Source organism: Streptomyces sp. CNH189, from assembly GCF_000527195.1.
Genome location: NZ_AZUS01000009.1, coordinates 243,608 through 258,842, shown reverse-complemented (window position 1 = coordinate 258,842; position 15,235 = coordinate 243,608). Strand labels below are relative to the sequence as shown.

Here is a 15,235-nt window from a genome sequence, read left to right as displayed (position 1 = left end):
GTAACGTGTGGAGTTGACCGGTACTAATAGGCCGAGGGCTTGTCCTCAGTTGCTCGCGTCCACTGTGTTAGTTCTGAGACAACGACCGTTGTCGGCTTTGAGTAGAACAGACAAAAGAAAAGTGTGCTTGTTCGCTCGAAACCATTAGGGTTTCGGTGGTCATAGCGTAGGGGAAACGCCCGGTTACATTTCGAACCCGGAAGCTAAGCCTTACAGCGCCGATGGTACTGCAGGGGGGACCCTGTGGGAGAGTAGGACGCCGCCGAACAATCTTTGGAAGGACCCCTGGTCACCAGCGTTCAGCTGGGACCAGGGGTCTTTTTCTATTTATGCTTGCAGTACCTAAGACAGGAGTTACCGATGGCCACCAACTCTCCCGAGGACCGACCGGAGCGCGACCAGCGGCGACGGGACAGTGGTGACCGCTCGGACCGCCCCGACCGCGGCGGCCAGCGCGGAGGCCCTCGTCGCGGCGACGACCGCGACCGCGGCTTCCGAAGGGACGGTGACCGCCCCGCGTTCCGTCGCGACGACCGCGACCGCGACCGGGACCGTGACCGCAGCGGCGGCCGGCCCGAGCGTGGCGGCTTCCGCGGACGGGACGACAACCGTGGTGGTGAGCGCGGCGGTTACCGGGGTCGCAGCGACGACCGCAGGGACGACCGTCGCGATGACCGCAGGGACGATCGTCGGGAGGACCGGCGTGACGGCGACCGCGGTGGCTACCGGGGTCGTAGCGACGACCGTGGTGACCGTGGCGGTTTCCGCCGTGACGACAACCGTGGTGACCGTGGCGGTTTCCGCCGTGACGACAACCGTGGCGATCGGGGCGGCTTCCGTCGCGACGACCGTCCGGAGCGCGACAACCGTGGCGACCGTGGCGGCTTCCGCCGCGATGACAACCGCGGTGACCGTGGCGACCGCGGGGGTTTCCGTCGCGAGGACGACCGTGGCGACCGCGGGGGCTTCCGTCGCGAGGACGACCGTGGGCACGGCCGGCGTGACGACCGGGGTGGTGACCGCGACCGCGGAGGCTACCGGGGCCGCAGCGACGACCGTGGCGATCGGGGCGGCTTCCGTCGCGACGACCGTCCGGAGCGCGACAACCGTGACGACCGTGGCGGCTTCCGTCGCGATGACAACCGCGGCGACCGTGGCGGTTTCCGTCGCGATGACAACCGCGGCGACCGCGGTGGCTTCCGTCGCGAGGACGACCGCGGATACGGGCGCCGTGACGACCGAGGCCGTGACGACCGTGGCGGCTTCCGGCGCAACGACAGCCGCACCGACAGCCGCACCGACAGCCGTTCGGGCGACCGCACCGACAACCGCGGCGACCGCGGTGGCTTCCGTCGCGAGGACAGTCGTGGCGGGGACCGGGGCGGTTACCGTGGGCGTGACGACCGAGGCCGTGACGACCGGGGCCGTGGGCCGAGGCGGGACGACCGGGGCGGCCGTCCCGGCGGGTTCCGTGGGCGTGACGACCGCCAGGGCGGCGGCCGGTTCCGTGACGAGCGGGACCGTGACCGCGAGCCCATCAAGCGGCTGCCGATCCCCGAGGACGTCACCGGCGAGGAGATCGACAAGGACGTACGGCAGGAGCTGCAGAGCCTGCCCAAGACGCTCGCGGAGGACGTCGCCAAGAACCTGGTGATGGTCGCCCGGCTGATCGACGAGGAGCCCGAGCGCGCCTACGCCTACTCGCGGGTTGCCCTGCGTCTCGCCTCGCGTGTGGCCGCCGTACGGGAGGCCGCCGGGTTCGCCGCGTACGCGACGCAGAAGTACGGCGAGGCCCTCGCCGAGTTCCGGGCGGCGCGGCGGATGACCGGGACCGTGGAGCTGTGGCCGCTGATGGCGGACTGCGAGCGCGGGCTCGGACGGCCGGAGAAGGCGCTCGACATGGCCGGCGCCCCCGAGGTGCAGAAGCTGGACAAGGCCGGGCAGGTCGAGATGCGGCTCGTCGCGGCCGGCGCCCGACGTGACATGGGGCAACTGGACGCGGCGATCGTCACCCTGCAGAGCTCCGAGCTGGCGTCGAACTCCGTGCAGCCGTGGACCGCGCGTCTGCGGTACGCCTACGCCGACGCGCTGGTCGCGGCCGGCCGTGAGGGCGAGGCGCGCGAGTGGTTCGCCAAGGCCGTCGAGGCCGACCGCGACGGCAGCACGGACGCCTCCGACCGGCTGGCCGAGCTGGACGGCGTGGAGTTCACGGACGCCTTCATCGAGGACGAGAACGGCGACGACGACGTCGACGTGGCCGCGGACGACACCGACAGTGCCCAGAAGCAGGACAAGCAGGACAAGCAGGACGAGCAGGAGCAGCACGGCGACGACAAGGACTGACGTCCGCCGGGCGGAAGGTAAGTGAAAGGGGGCGGGTCCCGACCGGGACCCGCCCCCTTCGCGTACCCGGACGCTCAGAGGTCGAGTGCGCGCAGCACCAGACCCGACGCCGGCTTCGGGCCGAACGACGTCGACTTGCGGGGCATCGTCACCCCCTGGCGGGCCAGGTCCCGGACCACGTCCTCGTGCACCGGGTGCATGAGGACCGCCGTACCGCCGTCGCGTTCTGCCTTCTCCACCGTGGCGGCCGTGTCGTGGATGTACGCGATGTGCGCGGGGGAGTCGGGGACCCGCCACACGTGGTCGAGGAGCGTGGCGTGCAGGACCGTCGCGTCGAGGGTGCGCCAGGCCTCCGGGCGGTCCGCCGGGACCGTACGGGCCAGCAGACCCGGGTCCGGGCGGTCGACGAGGTGGAAGGCGCCGTCCCCGGCGAGGAGGTACGCGTTGCCCGTCGCGGCCGACCCGGCGAGCGCGTCCATGGCCTTCGGCAGCGGCAGGTCCAGGCGGCGGACGCGGAACCGGCCGTCGAGCGCGGCCAGGGCCTCGGTGACCGTCAGGTCGTGCAGCAGGCGGTGGATCGCGCGGACCCGCAGCGGATAGCGGGCCGTGTCGACCAGGAGGACCAGGCCGTGGTCCCACGGGCCGGGGGACGGGTGCTCCGCGCGCAGCCGCCGGTAGGTCGCCCAGCGGTGGTGGCCGTCGGCGATGAGGGCCTGATGGGCGGAGAGTTCACCGCTCACCACGGCCAGGTCGGCGGGGGCGGTGACGGACCACAGGCGGTGGTGGACGCCGTCCTCGGTGGTGGTCGCCAGCAGCGGCGGCTGCCCGGCCGTGCGTTCGATGAGGTCGGCCGTGGCGGTCGCCGCGCCGTCGCCCCGGTAGGTGAGCAGCAGCGGTTCGAGGTTCGCCGAGGTGGCCCGCATCAAATCCGCGCGGTCGGCCACGATGTGCGGCATGACGTCCTCGTGCGGCAGCACCAGGTGCTCGTCCGGGTCGGAGACGCGCAGGGCGCCGATGACGCCGCGCTGCACCAGGCCGTCGCCGTCGCGCTGCTCGTAGACGTACAGGCCGGGCTCGGGGTCGGTGGTCAGCACGCCCTCGGCGCGCCAGCGGCGGAGCGTCTCGGCGGCCTGGGCGTTGCGCTCCTCAGGGGTGGCGGCCTCGGGCAGGATCAGCCGGACGATGTTGTACGGGTCGGCGGACTGGAGGTGGTGCAGGCCGTCGGGGCGGACCACGACGTCGTAGGGCGGAGATGTCACGGCGGCCAGGCTGCCGACCCGGTCGGGGTCGTAGCGAAGGCCTCGGAACGGGGTGAGTTCCAGGCCTCGGGGCGCCGTTGCCTTCGAGTGACCTGCAGTGTTCATCCCGGCATCGTACGGGTGTCGGTGCGATGGGGGATGATCGGGGGAAAGCCGTCGAACGAGGAGCGATGCGGAATGAGCCGGAGCGTCAGGACGAGGCCCGAGGGCAGTGGGCAGGCCCTGAGCGAGGCGTACGACACGGCGCTGCTCGACCTCGACGGAGTGGTGTACGCGGGCGGTGAGGCCATCGAGCACGCGGTCCCCTCACTCGCCACGGCGCGCGACGGCGGTATGCGGCTTGCCTACGTGACCAACAACGCGTTGCGCACGCCCGGCGCCGTGGCCGCGCACCTGACCGAGCTGGGCATACCGGCCGAGGCCGGTGACGTCATCACCTCGGCGCAGGCGGTGGCGCGGCTCGTCGCCGAGCAGGTCCCGCAGGGCTCCCGGGTGCTGGTGGTCGGCGGTGAGGGCCTGCGGGTGGCGCTGCGCGAGCACGGTCTCGAGCCGATGGAGTCGGCGGACGACGAGCCGGTGGCGGTCGTGCAGGGGTACGGCGGGCCGGAGCTGGCGTGGGGGCGGTTCGCCGAGGCGAGCTACGCCGTCGCGCGCGGGCTGCCGTGGTTCGCGTCCAACACCGACCTGACGATCCCCAGCGGCCGGGGCATCGCGCCGGGCAACGGTGCGGCGGTGGAGGTCGTACGGATCGCCACCGGTGCCGAGCCGCAGGTGGCGGGCAAGCCGTTGCCGCCGATGCACCGGGAGACGATCCTGCGTACCGGCGCCGAGCGGCCGCTGGTGGTGGGGGACCGGCTGGACACGGACATCGAGGGCGCGTTCAACGGCGGGGTGGACTCGCTGCTGGTGCTCACCGGGGTGACCGACGGGGCGCAGCTCCTGGCGGCGCCGCCGCAGCACCGGCCGACGTACGTGGACGCCGATCTGCGGGGGCTGCTCACCGGGCAGCCCGAGGTCGTCACGGTGGACGGCGGCTTCCGGTGCGGCGGCTGGACGGCGACGGCCGGTGCCGGACGACTGGAGCTGGACGGTGACGGCGAGGCCGTGGACGGGCTGCGGGCGCTGTGCGCGGCGGCCTGGACGTCGGCGGGCGAGGACGCGTGCGGGCTGGACGCGGGGAAGGCGCTGGCCCGGCTGGGTCTGTGACGCCCCGCCGGGCGCGGCGGTCCCCGGGGATCGTGATCGAACTGGAGGGTAGGCTAACCTAACCGGGTGTTGGTCGAGAGTCCCCCCGAACAGCGCGCGGAGACCGCCCCCGCGCCACCGAACCGCCGCGCGATACGCGCCGTCGGTCTGCTCGTCTCGCTCGCGCTGCTGGTGCTCGTCGCGCTGGCGAGCATCGCGGTCGGGGCGAAGGAACTGTCGCTGGAGCAGGTCTGGCACGGGCTGTTCCACGCGTCGGGCACCTACACCGACACCGTCGTGTCCGACCGGCTGTCCCGCACCCTGCTGGGCCTGCTCGCCGGCGCCGCGCTGGGGCTCGCCGGGGCGGTGCTGCAGGCGCTGACCCGCAACCCGCTGGCCGACCCAGGACTCCTCGGCCTCAACGCGGGCGCCTCCGCCGCGGTCGTCACCGCCATCACCTTCTTCGGCGTCACCTCGCTGTCCGGCTACGTGTGGTTCGCGTTCTGCGGGGCGGCCGCGGTCGGCGCGGTGGTGTGGTTCCTCGGCGGCCGCCGGGGCGCGACCCCGGTGCGGCTGGTGCTCGCCGGCACGGCCATCAGTGCCGCGCTCTACGGCTATCTCCAGGCCGTCATGATCCTCGACGACGCCGCGCTCGGCCGGATGCGCTTCTGGACGGTCGGGTCGCTCGCCTCCGGCAGCCCCGAGGCCGTCAAGCAGGTGGTGCCGTTCCTGGTCGTCGGCAGCCTGCTCGCGCTGGCGCTCGCCCGGCCGCTGAACGCCATGGCCATGGGCGACGACACCGCCAAGGCCCTCGGCGCCGACCTCAACCGCACCCGGGCGCTGTCCATGCTGGTCGCCACCATGCTCAGCGGAGCCGCGACCGCAGCGTGCGGGCCGATCGTCTTCGTCGGCCTGATGGTGCCGCACGTCGTGCGTTCCTTCACCGGACCCGACCAGCGCTGGATCCTGCCGTACGCGGCGATCCTGTCGCCGGTGCTGCTGCTCGGCGCCGACGTGCTCGGCCGGATCGTGGCCCGGCCCGCCGAGCTGCAGGTCGGCATCGTCACCGCGATCATCGGCGGCCCGGTCTTCATCTTTCTCGTACGACGGCGGAGGACGGCCCAGCTGTGAAGACCAACCGTGCGGTGCGCGTCCCCGGCGGCCTCTCGGTCCGGCTGGACGTCCGCGCCTTCACCGTCGTCGTGCTCCTGCTGCTGCTGGCGCTCGGCGCGAGCGTGCTGCTCATCGGCACCGGCGACTTCCCGATGTCCGCCTCCGACGTGCTCACCACCCTCGTCGGCCAGGGCAACGCGGGACAGGAGTTCATCGTCACCGAGTTGCGGCTGCCCCGGGTCCTGGTGGGACTCCTGGTCGGCGCCTCGCTCGGGCTCGGCGGCGCGCTGTTCCAGTCCATCTCCCGCAACCCGCTGGGCAGTCCGGACGTGCTGGGTCTCGGGCAGGGCGCCACGGCCGGCGCGCTCACCGTCATCGTGCTGTTCTCCGGCAGCGCCAACCAGGTGGCCCTCGGCGCGCTGGCCGGAGGGCTGATCACCGGCACCGCCATCTACGTCCTCGCCTGGAAGCGCGGCGTGCACGGGTACCGGCTGGTGCTGGTCGGCATCGGTGTCTCCGCGATCGTCACGGCGGTCAACGGCTACCTGCTCACCAAGTCCGACATCGTGGACGCGGCGCGCGCCGTCGTCTGGATGACCGGGTCGCTCGACGGGCGGGACTGGGAGCAGGTGTGGCCACTGCTCGGGCTGTGCGCCGTCCTCGTCCCCGTGGTCCTCGCCAACTCCCGGGCGCTGCGCATGACGGAGATGGGCGACGACGTCTCCAACGCCCTCGGGGTGCGCGTGGAACGCCTCCGGCTGGTGCTGATGCTGTCCGCCGTGCTGCTCACCGCGTCGGCGACCGCCGCCGCCGGACCGGTCAGCTTCGTCGCGCTCACCGCGCCGCAGCTCGCCCGGCGCCTGACCCGCTCGCCCGGCCCCAACCTCGTGGCCGCCATGTGCATGGGCGCGGCCCTGCTGGTCCTCGCGGACTTCGTCTCCCAGCGGGCGTTCGGCGCCGAACAGCTGCCCGTGGGCGTCGTCACCGGCGTGCTCGGCGGTGTCTACCTGCTGTGGCTGCTGGTCACCGAGCGCAGGGCGGGCCGGATATGAGCCCCGCCGGCCCCGACCGCAGCGAGCCGAACCCCCGAAGGAGCACAGTGAACCGCCTGTCCGCCGAGAACGTCACCCTGGCCTACGACCAGCGGGTCATCGCCGAACAGCTGTCCGTGGAGATACCGGACAACTCCTTCACCGTCGTCGTCGGCCCCAACGCCTGCGGCAAGTCCACCCTGCTGCGTGCCCTGTCCCGGATGCTCAAGCCGTCCGAGGGACGGGTCCTGCTGGACGGGCAGGCCATCCACTCGATGCCCGCCAAGAAGGTCGCCCGCACCCTGGGCCTGCTGCCCCAGTCGTCCATCGCGCCCGAGGGCATCACCGTGGGCGACCTGGTGGGCCGCGGCCGCTACCCGCACCAGAGCCTGCTGCGCCAGTGGTCCGCCGAGGACGAGCGGGTCGTCCAGGAGTCGATGGCCCACACCGGCGTAGCCGACCTCGCGGAACGCTACGTCGACGAGCTCTCCGGAGGGCAGCGTCAGCGCGTGTGGATCGCGATGGCCCTCGCCCAGCAGACGCCGCTGCTGCTGCTCGACGAGCCGACCACCTACCTGGACATCCAGCACCAGATCGACGTGCTCGACCTGTGCGCGGACCTGCACGAGCAGGGGCGCACCCTGGTCGCCGTCCTGCACGACCTCAACCACGCCGCCCGGTACGCCACCCACCTCATCGCCCTGCGGGCCGGCCGGGTGGTCGCCCAGGGCGCGCCGAAGGACATCGTCACCGCGGAACTGGTGGAGGAGGTCTTCGGGCTGCGCTGCCAGGTCATCGACGACCCCGAGACGGGAACCCCGCTGGTGGTGCCGGCCGCCCGCGCGTCCCGGGTGAAGGCGGAGGTCACGAAGGTCTGAGCGGAGGTCACGAAGGTCCGAGCGGCGGCCACCAAGGTCGAGCGGCTCCGCGCGGGGACCACGAAGGGCCCGAGGCGGGTGCTAGAGCAGCTTCCTGAGCGTGAACAGGTCGCGCAGCCCCGCCTCCAGCCGCACCCGCCCCGACCCCCACGCCCGCGCGAAGTGCAGCTCCCCGTCGACCAGGGCCACCAGATCGTCGCCCGTCATGGCGAGCCGTATCTGCGCCTTCTCGCGCGGCGGACCGGGGTGGGTCTCCCGCACCCGGATCCGGCCTCCGGTGAGGCGGCCCGCGAAGGTCACGTCCAGGTCCGTGATGTGGCAGCTGACCGACCGGTCCATCGACGCCGCCGCGCGGACGTCCCCCTCGGCGCTCCCCATGGTGTCCGAAAGCTTGTCGAGTGCGGCACGGCACTCCTCGATCGTGGCCATCGCGCACGACGGTACCGCAGCCGTTCGCGGTAGCGTCGAGGCATGAACGACGCAGTGCCGCAGGTGGCGGTCACGGAGCCGGACGCCGGGGCCCGGGGGGACGGGCAGCACGGCCCCGCGGAGCCGGAGCGGACCGCGCCCCGGCCGCCGCAGGACGACGGCCCCGCCGGTCCCGCCCCCCTGGGCGTGCCGCGCACCCCCACCGGACGCGCGGAGATCGACGCCCACGTGGAGCGGCTGGCCGACGCCGACCACCTCACCACCGACGGCCACCTCGAGGTGTACGAGGATGTACACCGGGGGCTGCGCGACGCGCTCACCGCGCTCGACACCCGCCCGGGGCCCCCGCCGGCACAAGGACACAGGAGCTGAACCGAACGTGGCAGGAGTCGCACGCCGCCGTCTCGACGCGGAGCTGGTCCGCCGTAAGCTGGCGCGCTCGCGCGAGCACGCCAGCCAGCTGATCGCCGCCGGGCGGGTCAGCGTGGGCAGGACGGTGGCGACCAAGCCCGCCACCCAGGTGGAGACCGCGGCCGCCATCGTGGTCGTCGAGGACGCGGGCGACCCGGACTACGTCTCGCGCGGTGGTCACAAACTGGCCGGTGCCCTGGACGCCTTCGTGCCGCTGGGGCTGGTCGTCGAAGGCCGGCGGGCGCTCGACGCCGGCGCCTCCACCGGCGGTTTCACCGATGTGCTGCTGCGGGCCGGGGCCGCGCACGTGGTCGCGGTCGACGTCGGATACGGCCAGCTCGCGTGGCCTCTGCAGAAAGATGAACGCGTGACCGTCAAGGACCGTACGAACGTACGGGAGTTGACGCTCGAGGTCATCGATGGGGAGCCAGTGGATCTTGTCGTGGGGGATCTGTCGTTCATCCCGCTCGGCCTGGTGCTGCCCGCTCTGAAGCGGTGCGTGACGCCGGACGCCGATCTGGTGATGATGGTGAAACCGCAGTTCGAGGTGGGCAAGGAGCGGCTGGGCAGCGGCGGTGTCGTGCGCAGCCCGCAGCTGCGCGCCGAGGCCGTCCGAGGGGTGGCCGCCAGGGCCTGGGAGCTGGGGCTCGGGGCGAAGGGCGTGACGGCAAGTCCGCTGCCCGGACCCTCGGGGAATGTCGAATACTTTCTGTGGCTGCGGGCCGGGGCACCGGAACTGGACCCGGCCGATGTTGACCGTGCTGTGGCGGAGGGGCCGCGTTGACGCAGAACCGAGCTCGTACTGTTTTCCTGCTGGCCCACACCGGGCGCGCCGCGGCCATCCGCAGCGCCGAACTGGTGGTCAAGGGCCTGCTGCGGTCGGGACTGGGGGTGCGGGTCCTGGAGGAAGAGGCCCGCGACTTGCCGCTCCCGGGCGACGTGGAGACGGTCAAGGAGGCCACCCCGCAGTGCCTGGACGACTGCGAGCTGCTGATCGTCCTCGGCGGTGACGGAACGCTGCTGCGCGGCGCCGAGTTCGCCCGCGCCTCCGGGGTGCCGATGCTCGGGGTCAACCTCGGCAGCGTGGGCTTCCTCGCCGAGGCCGAGCGGGACGACCTGGAGAAGGTCGTCGACCGGGTGGTGAGCCGGGCGTACGAGGTCGAGGAGCGGATGACCGTCGACGTCGTGGTCCACCGCAACGGCGACATCGTGCACACCGACTGGGCGCTGAACGAGGCGGCCGTGCAGAAGGTGTCCGCCGAGCGGATGCTGGAGGTCGTCCTGGAGATCGACGGGCGGCCGGTGACCGGCTTCGGCTGCGACGGCATCGTGTGCGCCACGCCCACCGGGTCCACCGCGTACGCGTTCTCCGCGGGCGGGCCCGTGGTGTGGCCGGAGGTCGAGGCGCTGCTGATGGTGCCGATCAGCGCGCACGCGCTGTTCGCCAAGCCGCTGGTGACGTCGCCGAACTCGGTGCTGGCGGTGGAGGTGCTGCCGCACGTGCCGCCGGGGGTGCTGTGGTGCGACGGGCGGCGGACCGTCGAGCTGCCGGCGGGCGCGCGGGTGGAAGTGCGGCGGGGGGCTGTGCCGGTGCGGTTGGCTCGGCTGCATCATGCTTCCTTCACCGACCGGCTGGTAGCGAAGTTCGCCTTGCCCGTGTCCGGGTGGCGGGGGGCGCCGCAGTAGCGGTCTCGATGGGGGTGGTTGCCTGAGCGTGGGCGGCGGCGGGTGGTTCGTGGCCTGTCGCGCCGTTGCCCGCGCCCCTGCAGGAGGGGACACTCCCGTGGGTGACAAAGGCGGGGCGGTCGCATCCCGCAGCGTCGACCTCGTAAGGTCGGTGTCGTGCTAGAGGAGATGCGGATACGGTCGCTCGGTGTCATCGACGATGCCGTCGTCGAGCTGTCACCAGGCTTCACCGCCGTCACCGGTGAGACGGGTGCGGGCAAGACCATGGTGGTCACCAGCCTGGGCCTGCTGCTGGGCGGACGCGCGGATGCGGCGCTGGTGCGGATCGGCGCGCGCAACGCCGTGGTCGAGGGACGGATCGCCGTGCCCGACGGTTCGGCGGCCGTGGTGCGCGCCGAGGAGGCCGGGGCCGAGCTCGACGAGGGGACGCTGCTGGTCAGCCGTACCGTCTCGGCCGAGGGTCGGTCGCGGGCGCATCTGGGCGGTCGGAGCGTGCCCGTGGGGCTGCTGGCCGAGCTGGCCGACGACCTGGTGGCCGTGCACGGGCAGAGCGACCAGCAGGGTCTGCTGAAGCTGTCCCGGCAGCGGCAGGCGCTCGACCGGTACGCGGGCTACGCGGTCGCCGTGCCGCTCGGCAAGTACACGGAGGCGTACAAGCGGCTGCGGGCCGTCACCACCGAGCTCGAGGAGATCACCACCCGTGCGCGGGAGCGGGCCCAGGAGGCCGACCTGCTGCGCTTCGGGCTGGAGGAGATCGCCGCCGTCGAGCCCCGCGCGGGCGAGGACACGGAGCTCGCGGAGGAGGCCGGGCGGCTCGGGCACGCCGAGGCGCTGGCGTCGGCCGCCGCGGTCGCGCACGCCGCGCTCGCGGGCAATCCGGAGGACCCCGAGGGCGTCGACGCCGGGACGCTCGTGGCGGGCGCCCAGCGGGCCCTGGAGGCGGTACGGGCGCACGACCCGGCGCTGGCCGCGCTGACCGACCGCATCGGCGAGATCGGCATCCTGCTGCGGGACGTGGCGGGCGAGCTGGCCGGTTACGCCGACGACCTGGACGCCGATCCGCTGCGGCTGGCGGCGGTCGAGGAGCGGCGGGCGGCGCTCACCGCGCTGACCCGCAAGTACGGCCAGGACGTCGCCGAGGTGCTGGCCTGGGCGGAGCGGAGCGCCGCACGGCTCACCGACCTGGAGGGCGACGACGAGCGGATCGGGGAGCTGACCGCCGAGCGTGACGGGCTGCGGGCCGAACTGGGCGTGCTGGCGCAGGAGTTGTCGGAGGCCCGGGCGGAGGCGGCGGAGCGGTTCGCGGCGGCCGTGACGGAGGAGCTGGCGTCGCTCGCGATGCCGCACGCGCGCGTGTCGTTCGACATCCGGCAGACCGAGGACCCCGAGGGCGTCGAGGTGAACGGGCGCACGGTGGCGTACGGGCCGTCGGGCGTGGACGAGGTGGAGCTGCTGCTGGCCCCGCACCCCGGGGCGCCGCCCCGGCCGATCGCCAAGGGCGCGTCGGGCGGTGAGCTGTCGCGCGTGATGCTGGCCGTGGAGGTCGTGTTCGCGGGGACCGACCCGGTGCCGACGTACCTCTTCGACGAGGTGGACGCCGGCGTCGGCGGCAAGGCGGCGGTGGAGATCGGCCGGCGCCTTGCCCGTCTGGCGAAGAAGGCTCAGGTCGTGGTCGTCACGCATCTGCCGCAGGTGGCCGCGTTCGCCGACCGGCAGCTGCTGGTGGAGAAGACGAACGACGGCTCGGTCACCCGGTCCGGCGTGAAGGTGCTCGAAGGCGAGGACCGCGTGCGGGAGCTGTCCCGGATGCTGGCCGGCCAGGAGGACTCCGAGACGGCCCGGGCGCACGCGGAGGAGCTGCTGGCGGCGGCCCGCGGGGACGGCTAGCCCCACCGGAAGGCAAAGTTCCGTCATCCGTACGGGTGATGTGGCGTCCCGTGTGGACACGGGCGTACGCCCGCGCGTTTCCCGGAACGGCCGTGTGTCCTGGCATGCTTGACGGAGTACGCGGAGGACGCCGCGCGGTACACCCCTCCGCGGGATCCTTCGGTACGTTCGTCGTGACCGTCCGACCCGAACCAGGAGCCCGGCCACGTGACCCCCGTGAGCAGCCACGCATCGCACGGCCAGTCGTCGCTGCGCACCGTGCAGGTGCTGGGCGGCGGCAACGCCGCCAGCGGCGCGCACGTGCGCTCGCTGGCCGCGGGGCTCGTCGCGCGGGGCGTGCGGGTCACGGTGTGCGCCCCCGTGGAGGCCGACCACGCTTACGACTTCACCGGGGTCGGGGCCGAGCACGTGCACGTGCCGCGCAGCAGCGACCCGGGGTCGGTGGCCGCGCTGCGTGCCGCCTGCTCGGGCGCCGACCTGGTGCACGCGCACGGGCTGCACGCCTCGTTCCGTACCGCCCTGGCGCTCAGCGGGCGGCAGACCCCGTTCGTCGTCACCTGGCACGACCGGGCGCACGCCGACGGCCCGCGCGCCCATTTCCTGCGTGTGCTGGAACGGCGGGTCGTCCGCGCGGCCACCGTGGTGCTGGGGACGACCTCGGCGCTGGTGGACCGGGCCCGCCGTTCGGGAGCGCGTGACGCGCGGCTGGCCGCGGTGTCCCTGCCCGGCCCCCGCAGCGCGCCGGCGCCGGACGAGGCCGACCGGCTGCGGCCGAAGGCGCGGGCCGAACTCGGCGCGGTGGAGCGCCCGTTGATCATCGCGGTCGGCTCCCTGGAACGGCACCGCGGCTACGACGACCTGCTGGACGCCGCGCACGCCTGGCGTCTCCTCGATCCGGTGCCGCTGGTGGTGATCGCGGGGGAGGGGCCGCTGCACGGCGAACTGCGGCGCCGGATCGAGGACGAGGAACTGCCGGTCCTGCTGGCCGGCCCGCGTGAGGACGTCCCCGACCTGCTCGCCGCGGCCGACGTGGCCGTGCTGCCGAGCCGCCGGGAGGAGGCGCGCTCGCCGTTCGCCCAGGAGGCCCTGCACGCGCGCGTACCGCTGGTCGCCACCCGGGTGGGCGGTGTTCCCGAACTCGTCGGCGACGCCGCCGAGCTCGTGCCCCGGGGCAACGCGCGGGCGCTCGCCGACGCCGTGACCCGCCTGCTGGAGGACCCCGGACGGCGCGCGCTGCTGGCGGAGCGGGGCCCGAAGCAGGCCGCGACCTGGCCGACCGAGGACCAGACGGTCACCCAGGTGCTCAGCGTCTACGACGAGTTGACCCGGCCCCGGCCACTGACCTGACCCTCGCGGACAGCGCCCCGTGGGTCAGGGCACGTGCCGCCGCGCCCGCAGGGCCAGGCTCAACGTCAGCACCGTCTGCGGGTCGTCGAGGTCCGTGCCCAGCAACTCCCCGATGCGGGCCAGCCGGTTGTAGAGCGTCTGCCGGTTCAGGTGCAGTTCCCGCGCCGTCTCCGCCTTGCGTCCGGCGTGCGCCAGATACGTCTCCAGCGTGGGCAGCAGCGCGGGCCGCGAGCGCCGGTCGTGCTCCAGGACCGGACCGATCGCCCGGTCCACGAAGTCCGCCAGGTCCGGATGGTCGCGCAGCCGCCACAGCAGCAGGTCGATGTCCAGCCGCCGTGCGTCGTACCAAGGGCGCTCGGGCAGGCCCTGTGCCGCCGTCGCCGTCTCCACCGCGTGCCGCAGCCCGGCCGGGACCGCCGCCCAGCCGCCGGCCGGGCCGACCACCACCACGGGCGGCCGTCCGCCCGGCCTGAGCATCCCCGCGCGCTCCACACCGGCGCGCAGCGCGGCCGCCACCCGGTCCGCGGCGGACGGCCGGTCCGCCTCCGCGCGCAGGCCGAGCAGCAGCGGCACACGCCCCTCGACCGGCCGCACACCGAGCAGCACGGGCACGCCGACCGACGACAGTTCCTCGCCCACCGCGCGGGCCAGCACCGCCCAGCCGCCGCTCTGCGGCGACAGCGTGTCGCCGAGCCGCATGACGACCGGGAGCAGCGGTCCCCGGCCGGGCTTGAAGCCCAGGACGCGGGCCTGAGCGGGCGCGTCCTCGGCGGTGGTCCGGCCCTCGGCGAGGTCGGTGAGGAAGTCACCGCGGCCCCGCGCCGCCAGTTCCTCCTCCTGGCGCGCCTGCATCAGCACCACGGCGAGGATGCCCGCGGCCCGCTCGGCCGCCATCCGGTGCACCGGCTCCGGCGCGCTGCGCACCGGCAGCAGCGCCAGGCGCGCGCGGACACCGCCGCTGCCGGGGCCCCCGCCGGGCACGTCCACGAGGACCGAACCGGCCGGCGGGTCGTCGCGCTGCCGGTCGCGCAGCCCCTCCCACACCTGGAGCGGGTCCGCGCCCTCGGGGCCCTCGCCGGCCGCGTACAGCAGCTGCCCGTCGGTGGTCTCCAGGAACACGGGGTTGCCGGTGAACCCGGCGAGGATCTCCAGGACCTGGGGCACGCCCCCGCCGCCGAGGAGCGCCTCGGTGCAGCGGCGGTGCACCTCCTCCGCGCGCTGCAGCAGCGCGTAGTGCCCGTTGACGATCTCGGTGTGGATCTCCTCGGTGACCGTAACGAACGGCACCTCGCGGTGCAGCTGGACCAGCGGCAGCCCGGCGGCGCGGGCCGCGTCGACCAGGGCGGCGGGCAGCCGGGTGAAGCGCGGGCCGAGCTCGACGACCAGGGCCGCGATGCCCCGGTCCGCCAGCGTGCGCACGAAGGCCCGCTGGTCGGCCGGGCGGGTACCGAGCCCGTACCCGGTGGTCAGCAGGAGCTCGCCGCCCTTGAGCAGGGAGGCGATGTTGGGCACCTCACCCGCGTGCACCCAGCGCACCGTGCGCCCCAGCCGCTCGGCACCGGCGAGGACCTCCGGGAGGCCGCTGCGCAGGCCGGGGAGTTCCAGGGCGCGCTGCACGGTGATGCCCGAGGGCGGGGGTGTGCGGGGGGTGCTCATGCAGCGGACG

Annotated in this window: 14 protein-coding genes and 1 rRNA gene; 11 read left to right on the top strand and 4 right to left on the bottom strand. The window is 73.8% G+C overall.

Features of this window, described 5'->3' with window-relative positions:
* Positions 1–151: 151 nt before the first annotated feature.
* Positions 152–268 (top strand): 5S ribosomal RNA (gene rrf / locus B100_RS0115275).
* 86 nt (positions 269–354) lie between these two features.
* On the opposite strand, the gene B100_RS37240 is transcribed toward rrf, so the two are convergent.
* Positions 355–993, bottom strand: a complete 639-nt coding sequence (locus B100_RS37240) for a hypothetical protein (RefSeq protein ID WP_199785252.1) — start codon at positions 991–993, stop codon at positions 355–357.
* Between the two features lie 552 nt (positions 994–1,545).
* Here B100_RS37240 and B100_RS37235 point away from each other — a divergent pair.
* Positions 1,546–2,343, top strand: coding sequence for a tetratricopeptide repeat protein (locus B100_RS37235; RefSeq protein ID WP_024885314.1), 798 nt, complete (start codon positions 1,546–1,548; stop codon positions 2,341–2,343).
* A 74-nt stretch (positions 2,344–2,417) separates the two neighbouring features.
* Here the strand turns inward: B100_RS37235 and B100_RS0115265 are convergent, their stop codons facing one another.
* Positions 2,418–3,707, bottom strand: a complete 1,290-nt coding sequence (locus B100_RS0115265; RefSeq protein WP_024885313.1) for a DUF1015 domain-containing protein — start codon at positions 3,705–3,707, stop codon at positions 2,418–2,420.
* A gap of 72 nt (positions 3,708–3,779) precedes the next feature.
* On the opposite strand from B100_RS0115265, the gene B100_RS0115260 reads away from it, so the two are divergent.
* The 4 genes from B100_RS0115260 to B100_RS0115245 all read left to right on the top strand — a co-directional run bounded on the left by B100_RS0115260 (position 3,780) and on the right by B100_RS0115245 (position 7,809).
* The gene (locus B100_RS0115260; protein WP_024885312.1) at positions 3,780–4,808 is read left to right on the top strand and encodes an HAD hydrolase-like protein; all 1,029 of its coding nucleotides are present in this window, start codon (positions 3,780–3,782) and stop codon (positions 4,806–4,808) included.
* A gap of 66 nt (positions 4,809–4,874) precedes the next feature.
* Entirely contained in the window at positions 4,875–5,918 is a 1,044-nt protein-coding gene (locus B100_RS0115255; protein ID WP_024885311.1) for an iron chelate uptake ABC transporter family permease subunit, read from the top strand.
* Positions 5,915–6,952 (top strand): iron chelate uptake ABC transporter family permease subunit, encoded by a 1,038-nt coding sequence (locus B100_RS0115250; RefSeq protein ID WP_024885310.1) that lies wholly within the window; start codon positions 5,915–5,917, stop codon positions 6,950–6,952. The genes B100_RS0115255 and B100_RS0115250 overlap by 4 nt, the downstream gene beginning before the upstream one ends.
* Positions 6,949–7,809: an ABC transporter ATP-binding protein gene (locus tag B100_RS0115245; protein WP_064751472.1), complete on the top strand. Its 861-nt coding sequence runs from the start codon at positions 6,949–6,951 to the stop codon at positions 7,807–7,809. The genes B100_RS0115250 and B100_RS0115245 overlap by 4 nt, the downstream gene beginning before the upstream one ends.
* Before the next feature lie 81 nt (positions 7,810–7,890).
* Here the strand turns inward: B100_RS0115245 and B100_RS0115240 are convergent, their stop codons facing one another.
* Complete coding sequence (locus B100_RS0115240; protein WP_024885308.1) at positions 7,891–8,238, bottom strand: sterol-binding protein; 348 nt, start codon at positions 8,236–8,238, stop codon at positions 7,891–7,893.
* A 42-nt stretch (positions 8,239–8,280) separates the two neighbouring features.
* Between B100_RS0115240 and B100_RS0115235 the strand changes: the two genes are divergently transcribed.
* The 5 genes from B100_RS0115235 (at position 8,281) to B100_RS0115215 (ending at position 13,569) form a co-directional block, all read left to right on the top strand.
* On the top strand, positions 8,281–8,610 hold the full coding sequence (locus B100_RS0115235; RefSeq protein WP_024885307.1) for a hypothetical protein: 330 nt from the start codon (positions 8,281–8,283) through the stop codon (positions 8,608–8,610).
* 7 nt (positions 8,611–8,617) lie between these two features.
* Complete coding sequence (locus B100_RS0115230) at positions 8,618–9,433, top strand: TlyA family RNA methyltransferase (protein ID WP_024885306.1); 816 nt, start codon at positions 8,618–8,620, stop codon at positions 9,431–9,433.
* A complete protein-coding gene (locus B100_RS0115225; protein ID WP_024885305.1) occupies positions 9,430–10,335 on the top strand; it encodes an NAD kinase in 906 nt (301 codons plus the stop codon). Before B100_RS0115230 ends, B100_RS0115225 begins: the two co-directional genes overlap by 4 nt.
* 168 nt (positions 10,336–10,503) lie before the next feature.
* On the top strand, positions 10,504–12,222 hold the full coding sequence (recN, locus tag B100_RS0115220) for a DNA repair protein RecN (protein ID WP_024885304.1): 1,719 nt from the start codon (positions 10,504–10,506) through the stop codon (positions 12,220–12,222).
* A 207-nt stretch (positions 12,223–12,429) separates the two neighbouring features.
* Complete coding sequence (locus tag B100_RS0115215; RefSeq protein WP_024885303.1) at positions 12,430–13,569, top strand: glycosyltransferase family 4 protein; 1,140 nt, start codon at positions 12,430–12,432, stop codon at positions 13,567–13,569.
* Positions 13,570–13,593: 24 nt separating this feature from the next.
* Here B100_RS0115215 and B100_RS0115210 read toward each other — a convergent pair whose 3' ends face one another.
* Positions 13,594–15,225 (bottom strand): PucR family transcriptional regulator, encoded by a 1,632-nt coding sequence (locus tag B100_RS0115210; protein WP_024885302.1) that lies wholly within the window; start codon positions 15,223–15,225, stop codon positions 13,594–13,596.
* Positions 15,226–15,235 lie beyond the last annotated feature (10 nt).